The organism is Stieleria magnilauensis, assembly GCA_007753675.1.
In the GTDB taxonomy this organism is placed as follows: Bacteria; Planctomycetota; Planctomycetia; order Pirellulales; family Pirellulaceae; genus Stieleria; species Stieleria magnilauensis.
Window position 1 is genome coordinate 491,029 of record CP036432.1, and the last position, 16,868, is coordinate 507,896.

Below are 16,868 nucleotides of genomic sequence, written 5' to 3' on the forward strand. Positions count from 1 at the left end.
AGGCGGGATTGAATGGGTTCGGCGGTCGGGTTGCTCATTGAAGTCTGGCTGTTACGCCGACACAATTTGTAGCCGACAGGCAAAATCGGCCGACTACGCAAACTTGTCGTTGTAGATCGGCCCAATACACGATGGAAACAAAGGTCGGGTAATCACACGCTACCCCCATCCAAGGGCTGTGTGTCACCCACGTGGACGAAGTCCGCGCTAATCGCAGCGCCCCTTCACTTAACAATCTCCGCCGCCTCGTTCAAACTACGTCCATCGCATTTCCAGTCCACCCGCCCAAACATCACCGGGGGTGATCCCAATGCCAATACTCGCGAAAGAACCCGATCGATTTCCAGACGATCTGCTCGCGTCCGACCAAGCGAAACTCTCCCGCTGGTGGTTGCTTTACACCAAGTCGCGGCAAGAGAAGCAACTGATGCGTCAGCTCCGCCAGTTGCAGGTCCCGCACTACGGTCCCCAGATCGAGCAACGGCGGCGCTCTCCCAACGGTCGCATCCGAACCAGCTACGTGCCGCTGTTCAACAACTATGTGTTTCTCTGTGGCGGTGATGAATCACGCTACCAGTCGATCTGTACCGGTTGTGTCCAAAAGGCGACCGAGATCACCGATGTGGAGCCGCTGATTTACGATTTGACCCAGATTAGCGAGCTGGTCGACATCGGCGTCCCGCTTTCGGTAGAAGGTCGGTTGCAGCCGGGACAGCAGGTTCGCGTCAAGAACGGTTCCTTCGCAGGGTTCGAAGGCGTGGTGATTCGCCGCGATCAAGAGACTCGACTGCTGGTTTCGGTCCGATTCATGGACCAAGGCGTCAGCGTCAAATTAGACGATTGCCAATTGGAACCACTCGGCAGTGCCCCCGAACCCCAAGGCAGCGACGCCTGAATTCCGCTACTGGTCTTTGAATCTCCTTTCGCGATGGACAAACGATGACAACAACGATCGATCCCGTTTCTAAGATTTGCTGCATCGGAGCCGGATATGTCGGCGGCCCCACGATGGCAATGATCGCACACAAGTGCCCTCATATTGATGTCAAGGTCGTCGACATCAACGCCGATCGGATTGCGCAATGGAATTCAGACCGTCTGCCGATCTACGAACCGGGCTTGGACGAAATCGTTCATTCCAGCCGCGGCAAGAATCTGACGTTTACGACCGAGATCGATCAGGCGATTCGCGCCGCCGACATGGTCTTCATTTCGGTCAACACACCGACCAAAACGTTTGGTGTCGGGGCCGGTCGAGCGGCGAACCTTGAGTTCGTTGAGAAATGTGCCCGACGCATCGCCGAGGTTTCCGAAGGCCACAAGATCGTGGTTGAGAAATCGACGTTGCCGGTGCGTACCGCCGAAGCGGTCAAACGGATCCTGTCCAACACGGCCAACAACGCGACCTTCGACGTTTTGAGCAATCCAGAATTTCTGGCCGAGGGGACGGCCATCGAAGACTTGCTGGAACCCGATCGAGTGCTCATCGGGGGGGAACGTCCTGAATCGATCGAAGCGCTTGTCGACATCTATGCCAACTGGGTGCCACGGGCCCGCTTGCTGACGACGAACTTGTGGAGCAGCGAACTTTCGAAGCTGACAGCCAATGCGTTTCTCGCCCAACGCGTCTCGTCCATCAACGCCATCAGCGCCCTGTGTGAAGCAACCGGTGCGGACGTCGATGAAGTGGCTGCAGCGATCGGAACCGATTCTCGCATCGGACCCAAGTTTCTCAAAGCCTCGGTCGGTTTCGGGGGCAGCTGTTTTCAGAAGGACATTCTGAACCTGGTTTACCTGTGCGAGTACTTCGGTCTTCCCGAAGTCGCAGCCTACTGGGAACAAGTCGTTCGGATGAACGATCACCAAAAACAACGCTTCGTCACGCGAATGGTTCGAACGATGTTCAACACCGTCTCGGACAAGAAGATCGGCATTTGGGGATTCGCGTTTAAGAAAGATACTAACGACACGCGTGAATCGGCATCCATCTATGTCTGCCGCGACCTGTTGTTGGAAAAGGCCCGCCTTTGCATCTACGACCCGCAAGTCAGCGAGCATCAAATCCTGAACGATTTGGAATACGTGTTCACCGAGGGCGACAACAAAATCAGTGAAGCCAAACGCGAACTGATCGAACAACACGTGACATTCGCCTCGAGCGCTCAAGAAGCTTCCAGTGACGCCCATGCCATCGCCATCTTGACCGAATGGGATGAATTCGCGGACGCCGATTTTGAAGCGATTTATTCAACCATGAAAAAGCCGGCGTTCGTGTTCGACGGCCGCAACCGACTGAAAGACCTGGGGCTCAAGGCCAAGGGATTCGAGTATCACGGGATCGGATTCTAAACCTTTCGATCCGATCAGTACCTCTGCCGCGAAAGTCATCCCGGCTTTCGTTTTCGTCTTGATGACCTTTCGCACACCGAAGTCGTAGTGGCTTCGCGAATTGACCTAACGCAATCGTTTCAGCCAATGACTTCGGAACAACTTCCCAAGGGACGAATCTATGTCGCCGGTCATCGTGGGATGGTGGGCGCCGCGGTTGTTCGTCATCTGCAACAACTCGGCATCAATGACGATGACCTGATCACCCGCGACCGGAGCGAATTGAATTTGATCCGGCAAGCGGACGTTGAGTCATTCTTCGACGCCGAGCGGCCCGATGTGGTCGTGTTTGCGGCGGCCAAGGTTGGAGGCATTCACGCCAACAACACCTATCCGGCCGAATTCATCTATGACAACTTGATGATGGCGGCCAACGCGATTCATGCCGCGTATCGGTTTGGCACCGCCAGATTTCTGTTTCTCGGCAGCACATGCATCTACCCCCGCATGGCTCCCCAACCGATGCCCGAAGACTGTCTGCTGACCGGTCCCTTGGAATCGACCAACGAAGCGTATGCGTTGGCGAAGATCAGCGGATTGAAACTGTGTGAGCACTACCGAACGCAATACGGTGTCAAGTTTCATTCCGCCATGCCGACGAATCTTTACGGCCCCGGCGACAATTATCATCCGGAAAACTCACATGTGATGCCGGCGATGATTCGTCGTTTTCACGAAGCGGTGCGTGACGGTTTGGATGAAGTGGTGGTCTGGGGGACCGGCACACCGCGACGCGAATTTCTGCACGTCGATGATCTGGCCCGCGGGCTGATTCACCTGGTCAATCTGGACCAGCCGCCAAATCTGGTCAATGTCGGCACCGGAACCGACATTTCGATCCGGGAATTGGCCGAATTGATTGCCGAAACGACCGGATTCGACGGTAAAATCTCTCAGGATACCTCCAAGCCCGACGGCACCCCGGTCAAACGCACCAACATCGATTTGATCAAATCAACGGGTTGGCAGCCGCGCATTGATCTGGAAACCGGCGTCCGAAAAACCTACGAAGACTTTTTACGTGCGAGCCAATCCGGCGCGCTGCGGGCAGTCTGACCTGTCCGGCGGCACAAACGTGACGCGCCCCGCCGTATCCAAAAACCACACATTCTTGCTATCAATTCGACGGCGAAACGAACCATGAGCAACGCATCAGGCAATTCAAAGACGGCACTGATCACGGGAATCACCGGCCAAGACGGATCGTATTTGGCCGAGTTGTTGCTGGAGGAAGGCTATGTGGTGCATGGCATCGTGCGTCGCAGCAGCACGTTCAACACCGATCGGATCGAACACATTTACACCGATCCGCACAACGCCGACGCGCGGTTGTTTCTGCACTATGGCGATCTGACCGACGGACAGAATCTGACCAATCTGGTTCTCAACATCGAGCCCGACGAGATTTACAATCTGGGTGCCCAGTCACATGTCCGGGTCTCGTTCGACAGCCCGGTCTATACCGTCCAGACGACGGCCGTCGGGGCGTTGAACGTGCTCGAAGCCGCCCGCCAACTGAACCGCAAAAAGCCGACTCGGGTGTACCAGGCATCGAGCAGCGAAATGTTCGGCGATGTGTTGGAGACGCCTCAAACCGAAAAGACGCCGTTTCAACCGCAAAGCCCGTACGCCTGTGCCAAGGTATATGCGTTTCACCAGACGGTCAACTATCGCCACGCCTACGACCTGTTTGCCTGCAACGGAATTCTGTTCAACCACGAGTCGCCTCGTCGTGGAGAGACGTTTGTGACGCGGAAGATCACGCGTGCGGCGACGCGGATCAAACTGGGGCTGCAAGACAAACTGTACTTGGGCAACTTGGACGCCAAGCGGGATTGGGGCTATGCCAAGGACTACGTGCGTGGGATGTGGCTGATGCTGCAGCACGACACGCCCGATGACTATGTCTTGGCGTCGGGCGAAACCTACACGATCCGTCAGTTTCTCGATTACACCTTCGAACACCTCGAGCTGGACTGGAAAGACTACGTCGAAACCGACCCACGCTATTTCCGTCCGACCGAAGTGGATCTCTTGCTCGGCGACTACAGCAAAGCCAAAAACGTGCTCGGATGGCAACCCGAAACCAGCTGCAAAGAACTCGCCAAACTGATGGTCGACCACGATTTGGAATTGGCGAGAAACGAAGCGGTGCATCGCGCGACTTCGTGAACTCGTCTCCAAACACTCCGTTGATCGATGCGGCCTTTCGGTTGGTCAGCGACCGCATTGATGACGTCACACTGCAACGTGGGTGAACGTGGGTTGCTGGTACTGACGCGAGATCGATCACTGCTCGTCGATCAAGCAGCATGCTCGGTCGGACGTCCGCTTTTCCAAATCGTCACGTGAAGCGTCTCAAGACACCACGAGCCCAATCGCTTCACTTGGCGATGCTGAGCGTCTTTTCGGTGTTGCTCGCATTGATCCCTGTCGTTGTCAGTTTTGACTTCGGCGGGCACCTTGCGTGGACACAGTATTGCTCGGCACTTGCGATTGTGACGCTCACCGTCGCTTTCCTGGCTCTCTTGGCGGCCGGCAAAATGATCGGGTCGCGATGCCTAAGTGGTGAAGAGAGCTCCAGCGTTCGTCAACGCCCGTCCTACGCTCTGCTTTACGTTGTCTCCGCGTGGGTTGCACTGCTTTACTGCCAAACTGTTCCGCTGTCTGACAATACTGTGGCTTGGGCCAGCGCGGGTTCCTACGATGCCTACACCCACTGGCTAGACGCTCCGCTATCGATCACAGGGCCGGCGGACCGACCCAGTGCTCCGATCTCCATCATTGTGTCTCAGACTCGGCATGCGGTTGCATTTTTTGTGATGTTATTGCCGCTGATGTGGATGGCGATTGAACTGGTCCGAACTCGACGACTCACGCAGTTAATTCTGGTCGCCATCGCCATCGGCACGTCGCTTCACGCCATCTATGGAATGGCGTGTATTCTTTTTCCTGCGATCACAGGTTTTACCGTTGGCCACGGTTTTGGTGGGTTCATCAATCGAAACAACGCTGCTTTGTTCATGAATCTAGGACTCGCAGCCAGTTTGGGGTTGGCCCTTGAACATCATGCGGAACGATGTCGAGGGAATTTTGGGCCGACCTCGATGACGGCGATCGACTGGGCGGCGGATCCAAAAAGCTGGATGGTTTTTGGCTGCGTGACGCTGAACTTGGTCGGGGTCATGACCAGCGGATCACGAGGTGGCGTTCTGGCGATGGCACTTGCACTCCTCATCGCGATCGGGTTTCGCTCGCGTTTACGAAGCTTCGCAGTCACCTTGGCGATGATGGTGATACCGATGACGATTGCGGTCATCGTCGTCCTCACCCCCAACGTCGGCTTCAATGCAATCCGCCGTGCGACCGATGCGTCTTCGGGTAACACCATCGAGCACGCGCTCAGTAATGCACGTGTTAACCACTGGTGGGATGGGTTGCGAGCGTCATTGGAGTATCTGCCGTTGGGGAGCGGGTTAGGCACGTACGGGTTCGCTTACTTGCCGTTTCAGGATTCTGGTGGTGAGCTGTGGTTCCAACACGCCGATAACCTTTGGCTTGAAGTCTTCGTCGAGCAGGGCGTCATCGGCCTGTTGTTCGTGGTTGCCATCATGCTGATGATTGTAAACGCTTGTCGTCGGCTGCAATCGTCCCAGGACGAGTCTGATCAAGCGATGGGCACGATGGGGCTGTACGTCCTGGTCGTAACGGCCATCAGTCAGTGCCTCGATTTTGGACTGATTCTGTCGGCCAATGCCTATCTGTTTGCGATCCTTGCATCCATCGTCGTGACTCGATCCGCACTGGTGTCGAGCCGAAATGCTCAAAGTGGGATTGGACGCACCAACACGACTCGCAAACCCGTCGCCGACCGTTCTGGCGAGATAGCGTTTGTTGCCGATCAAGGCGTCGATCAGGAACACGCGTCTCGCAAGTTTTACAAACATTTTCCGTTTCGTTTACCAGACGCTGCAATCAAGGTTGTCTGGGGGCTTGTGCTCGCGGTGCTCAGTCTGCTCTCCCTGCCGGTGTTGCACAGCGACGCGGCGTCGGAGTCGGTCGCGCAGCGGTCGCTGACCGAATTTGATTCGATCAAATTGGAAATTGACCAACTCCGTTCGTCCGAGGATCGTATCGCCGCCCAAGTCAAGAAGAATCCCACGGCGGCATTGCTGTACCAGCAATGCCGAACGCGATTTCAGATCGCCCGACTTAGAGAAATCGAGAGTCTTGTTGCGGAATCGGAACTCGAGTTTGCTGAAGCTTACGCGGCGACACGACGCGGAAAGCGAACCGTACCGTCGCTCGCCCCCGACATTCGTGACGACTACCTGGCCGCTGTTGACAGTGCGGTCCAACTCGCATCCCTGAACCCATTGTCGATCAACGCCAGGGCGGAGTTGATTTATCTTCATTTCGCCCATGGCGATGAAGTCGCGACGCGCGAGATGATTGATCAACTGGGTAGGCTGCAGAACCGGAATCCGAAACAATTGATTCGGCTCGCTGAAATCGCTGCAAACCACCAGGAGGTGCCGTTCGTCGAGTTCGCTTGTCGCACGGCATCGAATCTCCGCATTCAGACTGCTCCGCAAGCCATCGACATTGCATTGCGATGCGAGGGGGCTTCTTTGGACCAAGCCGTTGCATCGTCTGCGCCGGCACGACGGCGGGCTATCGCACATGCGTTGTCGTTGTATGACGGTATCAGCGACGCGCAATCACGTGATCGATCGCAACAAGGCACCCGGGACCGGCTGGCCGAGTTTATGAAGCAATCGTTGCCCTTGCTGCAATGCGATGAGTGTCAGGTGCGAGTGGAAAAAGCATCCTGCCTGCGGTTGGCCGGACTTGTAGCGATCGCTTTAGGCGACACCGACATCGGCTTGGATCGGCTCCAGCAATCGACACGTGTCGCGCCGGAGAACAAAGCTTTCTTACTCGATTACATTTTGCAATTGCGTCAGGTCGGACGGTCGGCTGATGCCAAGGTGGAAGCAAGTCGGGGGAGTGAACTGTTTCCGGAGGACTCCCGTTTCCAGCGATTATTCGAGCTCCTTCGCTCCATCGAATCCGAACGGTCCGTGCCGCAATCAAGGACTGAACACGACGTTTGAGATGGCCGACGATCAATGACATTGCCTGAATGCAGCCGTATCACCGGAGGTCCCACCGATGTGGCTTATCAAGCCAAGATCCTCGACAAGTATGAGATTCAGTACTTCAGATGTCGAGAAACGGGATTCATCCAAACGGAAACTCCGTATTGGCTTGACGAAGCGTACCGAGACGCGATTACAGCCCAAGACAGCGGCCTACTGCAACGATGCATTACGTACGCTGAGATCATGGCCCTGCTGATCAAAGCCAATTTTCAGCCGCAGGAACGCTATCTCGATTTCGGCGGTGGATACGGGGTGTTCACACGGTTGATGCGAGACCGCGGATTGAACTACTTTCATTGCGATCCCCATTGTCAAAATCTGTTTGCGAAGGAATTTGAGGTTCAAGTCGAAGAACCGGGAAAGTACACGCTTGTGACAGCATTCGAAGTGTTTGAGCACTTGGTTGATCCCGCGAAGCAATTGAAGCAACTTCTGGAGCTTGCTGACACCGTCGTTTTCTCGACACTGATTGTTCCCGAGCCGCCGCCCAAGGACGTCGATGAATGGTGGTATTTCCTTCCCCAAACCGGCCAACATGTCTCGCTCTACACGGTCAAAGCGCTTGATCATCTGGCTTCCAGCCACGGGGCCACGCTCTACACGAATGGCAAGAACCTGCATTGCATTTCCAGACGCCCGATCAACTTTTCAATCGCCGGTGACAACCTGTGGGCGAAACTGCGTCGTCGTCTACATCGCGTTCTAAGCGACCGCTAACCAAACTTGCTTGGTCAGACCCAATGCCGTCTAGCGACGAGACTCGCTGACGCGTCCCCCCTTCACCACGGCACCTTGAAGCGACTACTCGTTACCGGAAGCGTTTTTTCGACCCAGCAGTTCGGGGGCGTTTCTCGTTATTTGGTCGAACTGGCACGTGGTGTCGAAGCCTCGTCGGACTGGAACGCGCGCGTCGCGGCACCACTATACGTCAACCACTACTTGCGCGAATACAAATCGCCGCTGCATCATCACGGGATCTACTTTCGCCATCGCAAACGTGGACTTTCTCGTCTAAACGATTTCATTGTCAAGACGCTGATGCCGTCGTCGCTGCACAATGCGGACGTGGTTCATGAAGGTTTTTTTGACGCTTCGACACTGCGTCAGGCTCGGGGCGCGCGAATCGCAACCGTTTACGACATGATCAGCGAGCGTTTCTTCCCCAGCGAATCGTCTCTGAGAAAAAAACAGCAGACCGCAGATGCCGCGGACCGGCTGGTCGCCATTTCGGAAGCGACGAAGAACGATGTTTGTCACTATTTGGATGTCGCGCCAGAGAAAGTGGAAGTAATTTATCTCGCCGCGAACATGAGACCGAACACCGCCAAATCGAAACTCGTCCCCGACCGTCCGTACCTTTTGTGGGTGGGCACTCGGGAGGGTTACAAGAATTTCGGGGCATTGATTGAATCACTGGGGAAATCAAAGCGATTCGGTTCTGATTGCGTTCTGGTTTGCGCCGGAGGGCCGCCGCTGTCTCAGCAAGAGCAGCAGTCTTGGCATGATGCGGGGCTGGACGAGCATTCCGTGTTGCATTGCAGGCCGCAAGAGCATGAACTGGCCTCCCTCTATAGTCACGCGGAAACGCTGGTCTATGTTTCGCAGTTCGAAGGGTTTGGCATTCCACCATTAGAAGCAATGCAGTGCGACTGCCCGGTCATCGCGTCGAATCGCAGTTCAATCCCGGAAGTCGTCGGTCAAGCGGCTGAATTAGTGAATCCCGACGACACCGAATCGATTGCTGATGCGATCGATCGAGTGATCGAGCAGCCCAGCTTGGTCGAGCACCTCAAAGACAAGGGGCGTCTGCAAGCATCGCGTTTTACCTGGGAAAAGTGCGTGTCGCAACATCTGGGTCTCTATCAAGAAGCATTGCAGCAGCGCGGAGGACTCTGAAGGTGCAACTCACGAAAGTCATCGGCCATCTTCTGGCGTTCGCCGTCGGTTTGACCCTGGAAATCGAGTATGAATTCATCGGGACGCTGCGGATCTCCGAGATCATGCTGTTGGTCTATTTGATCCTCATGCTGCCGTTTGGCAAAGTGAAAGACCTCTTTGCGACGCCATTTGCGGTTCCCGTCGCGTTGCTGGGATTGCTTTGGTTGGGCTCGCAATTCATGAGTGACGTAGCGAATCACACGTCCAGGGTCAACTTGCTTAAGGGCCACGCCAACATCGGAATGATCCTCGTCTCCGTGGCAGCCTTCGTTGTCCTGTTCAAGCCGGATCCCAACCGTTTCGCGTCGTATCTGCTAGGGCTGTTCTTCTGTCGCATCATCAACCGTGTTCGGGGCGTCGTTGATGAAACAGCGACCACGGAATACTGGGACCGGTTCGTCGCCAGTTGGGCCTCCTGCGGGCTGATCCTGTTGATGCTGTTTCTGCTTCATCGAAAGTATCGAGGAAGTTACGTTGCATTGCTGACCATCCCCTACGGCTGCGCGTCGATCCTTTTCGGAGGTCGGTCCCACGGACTGGCGTATTTGTTGACCGGTGTGGGACTGTGGTACGGAACCCGCGGCAGCACAACCAATTTTTTGAATTACACGCGGCGGCAATTCATGTGGGGAGGTGTCGCGTTGTTTGTGGCGGCGTTTCTGGTCTTCCAGGTGTATGTCTTTTTCGGTCTAAGTGGGATGCTGGGCGATAAAGCGAGGATGCAGCTCAAGTCGTCCAGAAATCCGTACAATCCGATTGCGGTGGTCAGCGCGGGCAGAGGTGGATTGCAGGTCGCATTTGAAGCGATTGCCGATCGGCCCATCCTGGGCCATGGTTCCAAGGCGTACAATCGCAAGTACATCACACGGGCGATGCGTGACACGACATCCGAAGAGTACTTGCGTTCCATTCCGGTCCACTCTTGTATCTTCGGTGCCTGGGTATTTTCGGGTATTCTTGGTGTGCCGTTTTGGATTGCAGTCCTGTGGATTCATGTGCTGTTTTTCCGGTCTGCGATTAACTCCAATCATCCCCAATTCGTCCTGCTCTCGGCTTTTCTGCTTGTAGATGGCGTTTGGAACATTTTCTTCTCGCCCCACGGATACGCTCGGTATGCGTGGCCGCCGTTTTTTGTTGTCAACATTCTGCTCTATCAGGCGGTAGAACAAAAACGGCTCGTGTCGGAAAGCGAGACGGTACAGCCCGAACGAGCAACGCCATCGACGCCCCAGTGGGTTGCGAGCGAGGTCTGAGGTGGGGCACCGCTCAGCGTCGATCCGAACAGATTGTTCTGTGAAAAGTACACCTTGAAAATCCTTGTCACCGCCGACTACTTTTATCCCTCGATCCGCGCCAGCGGCCCGATTCGGTCCTTGGTGAACTTTGTTCAGAAGTTTTCACCAATACACGAACTGTTTGTACTCACCCGTGATCGTGATCCGAATGCATCGGAGGCCTACCCGGACATCGTTGCGAAACAATGGAACGAGGTGCTGGGCATTCAAGCACGCTACGTGTCGCCAAGTGAGAACCTGGGACAAGTCATCAGGGAAACCATCCGCAGCGTCGGCCCCGATACGATCTACATGAACAGTCTGATGTCGCCGCTGACACGATCGGTATTGCGATTCGCATGTCGGCAAGGCACAGCAACTCCAGACTTGTTGTTGGCGGTGCGGGGTGAACTCAGTCCCGGGGCACTGGCCATCAAACCGATTCGAAAACGGATCTTCTTGCAATCCGGAAAGGTCTTGGGGCTGTTCAAAGGCGTTCGTTTCCAAGCCTCCTCCGCCGACGAGGTACGATTCATTGAACATTGGTTTCCCGACAACAAGATTCACACCGCGATGGACATTCCATCCGAGGTCATCGGTCAGCCGAAAACACGCCCCTCTGGCGATTGCCGGTTTGTGTTCAACTCAAGAATCGCGCCGATCAAAAACCTCGAAATTGCAATTTCGGCATTCGAATCGTTGAACGCGTCTCATCGTGGATTCGAGGGGATCTTGGAGATCCATGGATCTCCGACTGATCAGGAGTACTTGGTAAAAATCTTGCGGCTGCTTGGGCGATGTGGCAGCCATGGCCGACATTGTGGTCCGTACCGGCATGATCAGATTTGGGACATTTTGGGCGACGCGAGTTTTTCGATCTTGCCGAGCCGTGGCGAAAATTTCGCGCATGCGATCTATGAATCTGCGGCAGCGGGCGTTCCATTTCTAATCAGTGACCGGACGCCGTGGACCGCCGCGGCACACAACGGCTGTGGCTGGGTGATTGACCCCGACGACCTGGACGGTTGGAAAAACGCGATCATCAACGCCATAAATATGTCACACGACGACTACCTGCGTGCATCCGAGAAGTGCATTGAAGCTGCTCGCGAGATGCAATCGCGGGCCCATCATCAGCACGAAGCTTTATTCCTGAGTTGAAATGTCAACGGCGCCCTTGTTTTCTATTGTCACCATTTCCTTCAACCAGCGGAAATACCTGCAACAAGCGATTGACTCGGTTCTATCACAGGACTCCGATCTGTTTGAGTACCTGATCATGGACGGCGGTTCGACTGATGGGAGTGTCGAGGTGATCGAGCAGATCCAGGATCGATTGACATTTTGGCAATCCTGCCCCGACGGTGGACCTTCCAATGCGCTCCGATCGGCCGTCGAACACTGCAAGGGTCGCTATCTGGTTTACATCAATTCCGATGATCTACTGTTGCCTGGCGCGATGAGGACGCTTGCAAACTACATCGCGCAATATCCTGACGTCGACGTGATTTACGGTCACGGTGTGACGTTCAACGAAACCGACGGCTCGATCACAAAGGTTTACAGTGATCGCTGGGGAACGCGTGCGTTCGCAAAAGGATTGGTGTCGGTCTTCCAGCAATCCTGTGCGCACAAATTGTCCGCTGTCCGCGAAGCGGGGAATTTCAATCCAGAAAACCGCACCTGTTGGGATGGCGAATTGCTGTTTCAAATGGGTCGGCATGGCGCAACATTCAAGCGCATCGATGAGGTCATCGGGATGTTTCGCATCCACCAAGAATCGATCACCGGCAGCCAGCAAACCTCTGATCGCTATCTACAAGATCGCAAGGAGATGGCCGCGCGGGTTGGCGTTCGAACCCCGTTGCGGGGTGGTCTGCAATCTTCGATCCTCAAACTGCTCCGGGACCCGATGTTGATGGTTCGCAAGTGCCAAAGTCGATTGGTAGGGGCGAATGAACTGGTGGTCCGCGGCATCGACGTCCGCGACGTCGCCGGGATTCCGCGATGAAGAAGCGACGTGTCCTGTTCCTGTGGTCACGCTACTCTGGCTACATGGCGGCGTGCTGGAAACGGCTTTCCGCCATCGAGTCGATGGATCTCGAAGTCGTCGCGATCGAGTCGAATCCGTCCGACCGCAGCGATCCTACCTTCATCCCGAAAATGCTTGATGGAGTGACGGCACGGCTGATCCCGCACGCCGACGCGGATGATTATCCACGTCTGAAACGGCATCTTCCCGATGAAACCCCTGACGTGTTGGTTGTTTCGGGATGGCAGCATCCCGGCTATGTCCAGGCCATCCGCCAGAATCATTTCGGATCATCTGCATTGATCGTTTGCTCCGACAATCCGATCCGACACACTTGGCGACAGCGATTGGGCATTCTGAAGATCCGTTGGCTGCTGGACCGGGCAAGCCGCGTGATGGTGCCCGGCGATCGTGGATATCAGTTGATGAAATCGTGGAAGCTGCCGGACGAAAAAATTGCCAAGGGCCTGTACGGCGTTGACGAATTGTCGCTAAAGCCTTGCATTTCGGAACGGGAGTCTAACGGTTGGCCAAAAAACTTTATCTTCACGGGGCGGTACTGCCAGCGCAAAGGCGTCGACATCATGTTGGAGGCCTATGCCGACTATCGGGCACGCCATGATGATCCATGGGACTTGGTCTGTTGTGGACGCGGTGAGCTTGGCACGTTGCTGCAGTCGCAACCAGGCGTGATTGACCGAGGATTCGTGCAGCCCGAAAGACTGAACACCGCACTCGCCAACGCGAGTGCATTTGTGTTGGCAAGCCGGTCTGACGCATGGCCACTGAGTCTGGTCGAAGCCGCGATGGCGGGCCTGCCGATCGTCTGCACCGCGGCGTGCGGAAGTAGCGCGGAATTGGTGCGGGACAGGTTCAATGGTCGGGTGGTGCCAACGGCGAACCGATTGGCATTGAGTGACGCGATGTCGTGGATCCACGCCAACGAAGCGGAGCTTACGGAGTTTGGGCGAAGATCAAGTGAATTGGCAAACGCCTTTTCGGCGCACCAATGGGCGGAACGATGGGCCGACGAAATCGAAGACATTTGTAGGAACTGCGAGTGAACGAGAAGCCCGTTCCCGTACGATTTTCGGCCCTGAAGCGTTGGGCGGCATTGGTTTTGTGCAGCAACGTCGTCGGCTGGTTGCTGGGCGTCTTCTATCGCAACCGAATCCCGTTTCGAGGCGTCTCAATCGATCTGCGTACCGCGATGATCCGAAACAGTACGAAGGCGCGGCTATTCTTTGGCATGTATGAGTCCGCAGAATATCGATTCGTCAATCAGTATCTGATGGAGGAACTCCCGACTGTCGAACTTGGCGCCAGTATTGGAGCGGTAAGCAGCCAAATTGGAAAACGACTGCGACCGGGAACCGAACTGACGTGTGTGGAAGCCAATCCGAATTTGATTGACACGTTGAGCACCAATCTCTCAATCAACGCCGGGCATTTGAAAACGCGAATTCTGCCCGCGGCCATTGCTTACGACAGCGAGTCGATTGAGTTTGCCGTTTCCGAGGACAATCGCGTCTCCTCGTTGCAATCGGATGAAAGTTCCACGATGATGCCGGTCGACGCCATTCGTCTTGGAAATTGCATCCCCGAGGGTGACTTTCAGCTCGTCTGCGATATCGAGGGCGCCGAGGCGGAGATTCTAGCCGCTGACACGGAATCCTTGTCCAGATGCCGTGTCGCGATCGTCGAATTGCACGACACGACACTTCATGGCAAACAGGTGTCCGTCCAAGAATTGGCATCCCAATTTCAGGCGACGGGATTGGAACCGATCGATCGCTACGGCAGCGTTTATGTTTTTCGCCGGTCCTCATGATCCAGGCATGGTGCCGATACGTCTTGCTCTCTCAACCTGAAATGAACATTCGAATCAATGTTCTGCAATCGTTAACGTGAAACAAATTCTGCAAAACCTCGGCAATGGGGAAACATTGTTGGCGGACATCCCTTGTCCGCGTCGCGCCTCGGGGAACGTCTTGATTGACACCTCGCGCTCTTTGGTATCGCTCGGCACCGAGAAAATGCTGATCGATTTCGGGAAAGGCGGGTATTTGGCCAAAGCGAAATCCCAGCCGGACAAGGTCAAACAGGTTCTCCAGAAGATCAAGACCGATGGTCTTTGGACCACGGTCGATGCGGTCAAGGCGAAACTCGATGCGCCGATTCCACTCGGCTACAGCAACGTCGGAGTGGTGTGCGAGTCGTCGCCGAACTCCGTTTTCGCGATTGGTGATCGTGTTGTCAGTAACGGGCCGCACGCCGAAATCGTCAGCGTTCCGGAAAATCTGGTCGCAAAAATCCCCGACGGCGTGAGCGACGAATCCGCGGCGTACACCGTGGTTTCGGCGATCGGGCTGCAGGGCATTCGGCTCATGAACCCGACGCTCGGCGAACGCATCGTGGTCAGCGGACTGGGATTGATCGGCTTGCTGAGTGTGCAGATGCTGAGGGCGCACGGATGTGAAGTGATGGGCATCGATTTTGATCCGAAAAAACTGGAGCTGGCCCGAGCATTCGGTGCCACAACCGTCGATCTGTCCGCCAACGAAGACCCCGTTCGCGCGGCCGAACACTGGAGCGGCGGGAACGGCGTTGACGGTGTGCTGATCACGGCTTCGACGAAAAGCGACACACTGGTCCATCAAGCCGCAACGATGTGCCGAAAACGAGGGCGGATCGTTCTGGTCGGAGTGATCGGCCTGAACCTTCGACGGGCCGACTTCTACGAAAAAGAACTGACCTTTCAAGTTTCATGTTCTTACGGACCGGGCCGGTATGACCCCCAATATGAACAGCGCGGTTTGGATTATCCGATTGGGTTTGTACGCTGGACTGAGAAACGCAATTTCGAAGCTGTGTTGCAACTGCTCTCGACAAAACGAATTGACACGTCGCCATTGACCACGCATCGCTACCCATTTGACGAAGCGCTGAAGGGTTATCAAGCGATTCATGAACAGGGAGCGATGGGAATTGTCCTTGAGTATGCGAGCGAGAATGAACAGGATCGGCGGCGGAACCTGATTCGGACCACGCAGGCGTCCGACGACGATTCCACTGTCCCGTCCGGCGTCGGCCGGAAGGTCGACGGCGGAGTCCCCGTCCTTGCATTTATCGGGGCCGGAGCGTTCACCACCCGCATGCTGTTGCCGCTGCTGCGGAAAGAGAACGTGGTGCCTCATTCGATCATCAGCGGTACCGGAGTTTCGGCGGCGCACGCGGCCAAGAAGTTTGGTTTTGCATGGTGCGGAACGGAGATGGAGAGCGTTCTGGTTGATCCCACGGTGGATGCGGTCGTGATCACCACGCCCCACCAGACGCATGGTGAATTTGTGATCCGGGCGTTGGAACACGGAAAACACGTGTTTGTTGAAAAGCCTCTGGCAATGGATCACGAGGAATTAGGTGCCGTGCAAACATGCTTGCAGACGCGTCCCTCACAACGACTGTTTGTCGGCTACAACCGACGGTTCTCGCCTCATACCGATGCCGTCAAAAACTGGCTCCGATCGGCGCCGTGTTCCAAGGCCCTGATTCTGACGGTCAATGCCGGCATGATTCCGGCGGACCATTGGACGCAAGACTTGGAACTTGGTGGCGGGCGGATTCTCGGCGAAGCCTGTCACTTCATCGATCTGGCCCGTCATCTCGTCGACCACCCCATCACCGATGTGAAGGCCACGGCGATGACGGGTGGCGATGGTGCGTTGGGAGATTGCGTTGCCATCCATCTCTCGTTTGAGGATGGATCCATCGCAACGATCCACTACCTGGCCAACGGCAGCAAAGCGTTTCCCAAAGAACGAATCGAAGTCTTCGCTGGAGGAAAGGTCGCCGTGATCGATAACTTCCGGCGATCGTATCTGATCGGCGAAAAACGCTCGCTCAAAACCCGTCGTCAAGACAAGGGACATGCGTCCGAACTGCGGACATTTCTCCAAAAGGCTTGTTGCGAAGGCAGTTGGCCGATTCCTCCGGAGCAATTATTCGAAGTGAGTCGTGTGACGATCGACGCGCACCTGCAAATTCGCGATCAACTGGCTCGATCCGGTTAAC

13 protein-coding genes are annotated in these 16,868 nt (G+C 55.6%); all 13 read left to right on the forward strand.

Features of this window, described 5'->3' with window-relative positions; all coding sequences use genetic code 11:
• Positions 1-310: 310 nt before the first annotated feature.
• Complete coding sequence (gene nusG / locus TBK1r_RS01855; protein WP_145207265.1) at positions 311-895, forward strand: transcription termination/antitermination protein NusG; 585 nt, start codon at positions 311-313, stop codon at positions 893-895.
• 44 nt (positions 896-939) lie between these two features.
• A complete protein-coding gene (locus TBK1r_RS01860) occupies positions 940-2,349 on the forward strand; it encodes a UDP-glucose 6-dehydrogenase (RefSeq protein ID WP_145207266.1) in 1,410 nt (469 codons plus the stop codon).
• A gap of 126 nt (positions 2,350-2,475) precedes the next feature.
• A complete protein-coding gene (locus TBK1r_RS01865) occupies positions 2,476-3,444 on the forward strand; it encodes a GDP-L-fucose synthase family protein (protein ID WP_145207267.1) in 969 nt (322 codons plus the stop codon).
• A gap of 84 nt (positions 3,445-3,528) precedes the next feature.
• Positions 3,529-4,560: a GDP-mannose 4,6-dehydratase gene (gmd, locus tag TBK1r_RS01870; RefSeq protein ID WP_145207268.1), complete on the forward strand. Its 1,032-nt coding sequence runs from the start codon at positions 3,529-3,531 to the stop codon at positions 4,558-4,560.
• 176 nt (positions 4,561-4,736) lie between these two features.
• The gene (locus TBK1r_RS01875; protein WP_419580876.1) at positions 4,737-7,505 is read left to right on the forward strand and encodes an O-antigen ligase family protein; all 2,769 of its coding nucleotides are present in this window, start codon (positions 4,737-4,739) and stop codon (positions 7,503-7,505) included.
• Between the two features lie 15 nt (positions 7,506-7,520).
• A complete protein-coding gene (locus tag TBK1r_RS01880; RefSeq protein ID WP_145207270.1) occupies positions 7,521-8,270 on the forward strand; it encodes a class I SAM-dependent methyltransferase in 750 nt (249 codons plus the stop codon).
• A 75-nt stretch (positions 8,271-8,345) separates the two neighbouring features.
• Complete coding sequence (locus TBK1r_RS01885) at positions 8,346-9,449, forward strand: glycosyltransferase family 4 protein (RefSeq protein ID WP_419580877.1); 1,104 nt, start codon at positions 8,346-8,348, stop codon at positions 9,447-9,449.
• A 2-nt stretch (positions 9,450-9,451) separates the two neighbouring features.
• Positions 9,452-10,744, forward strand: coding sequence for a hypothetical protein (locus tag TBK1r_RS01890; RefSeq protein ID WP_145207272.1), 1,293 nt, complete (start codon positions 9,452-9,454; stop codon positions 10,742-10,744).
• 54 nt (positions 10,745-10,798) lie between these two features.
• Entirely contained in the window at positions 10,799-11,926 is a 1,128-nt protein-coding gene (locus TBK1r_RS01895) for a glycosyltransferase (RefSeq protein WP_145207273.1), read from the forward strand.
• Between the two features lies 1 nt (position 11,927).
• Positions 11,928-12,776: a glycosyltransferase family 2 protein gene (locus TBK1r_RS01900; protein WP_145207274.1), complete on the forward strand. Its 849-nt coding sequence runs from the start codon at positions 11,928-11,930 to the stop codon at positions 12,774-12,776.
• Positions 12,773-13,861 carry a glycosyltransferase family 4 protein gene (locus TBK1r_RS01905; RefSeq protein WP_145207275.1) on the forward strand — a complete coding sequence of 363 codons (1,089 nt, stop codon included), beginning with the start codon at positions 12,773-12,775 and terminating at the stop codon, positions 13,859-13,861. The genes TBK1r_RS01900 and TBK1r_RS01905 overlap by 4 nt, the downstream gene beginning before the upstream one ends.
• Entirely contained in the window at positions 13,858-14,628 is a 771-nt protein-coding gene (locus TBK1r_RS01910; RefSeq protein ID WP_145207276.1) for an FkbM family methyltransferase, read from the forward strand. Before TBK1r_RS01905 ends, TBK1r_RS01910 begins: the two co-directional genes overlap by 4 nt.
• A 76-nt stretch (positions 14,629-14,704) precedes the next feature.
• A complete protein-coding gene (locus tag TBK1r_RS01915; RefSeq protein WP_145207277.1) occupies positions 14,705-16,867 on the forward strand; it encodes a bi-domain-containing oxidoreductase in 2,163 nt (720 codons plus the stop codon).
• Position 16,868 lies beyond the last annotated feature (1 nt).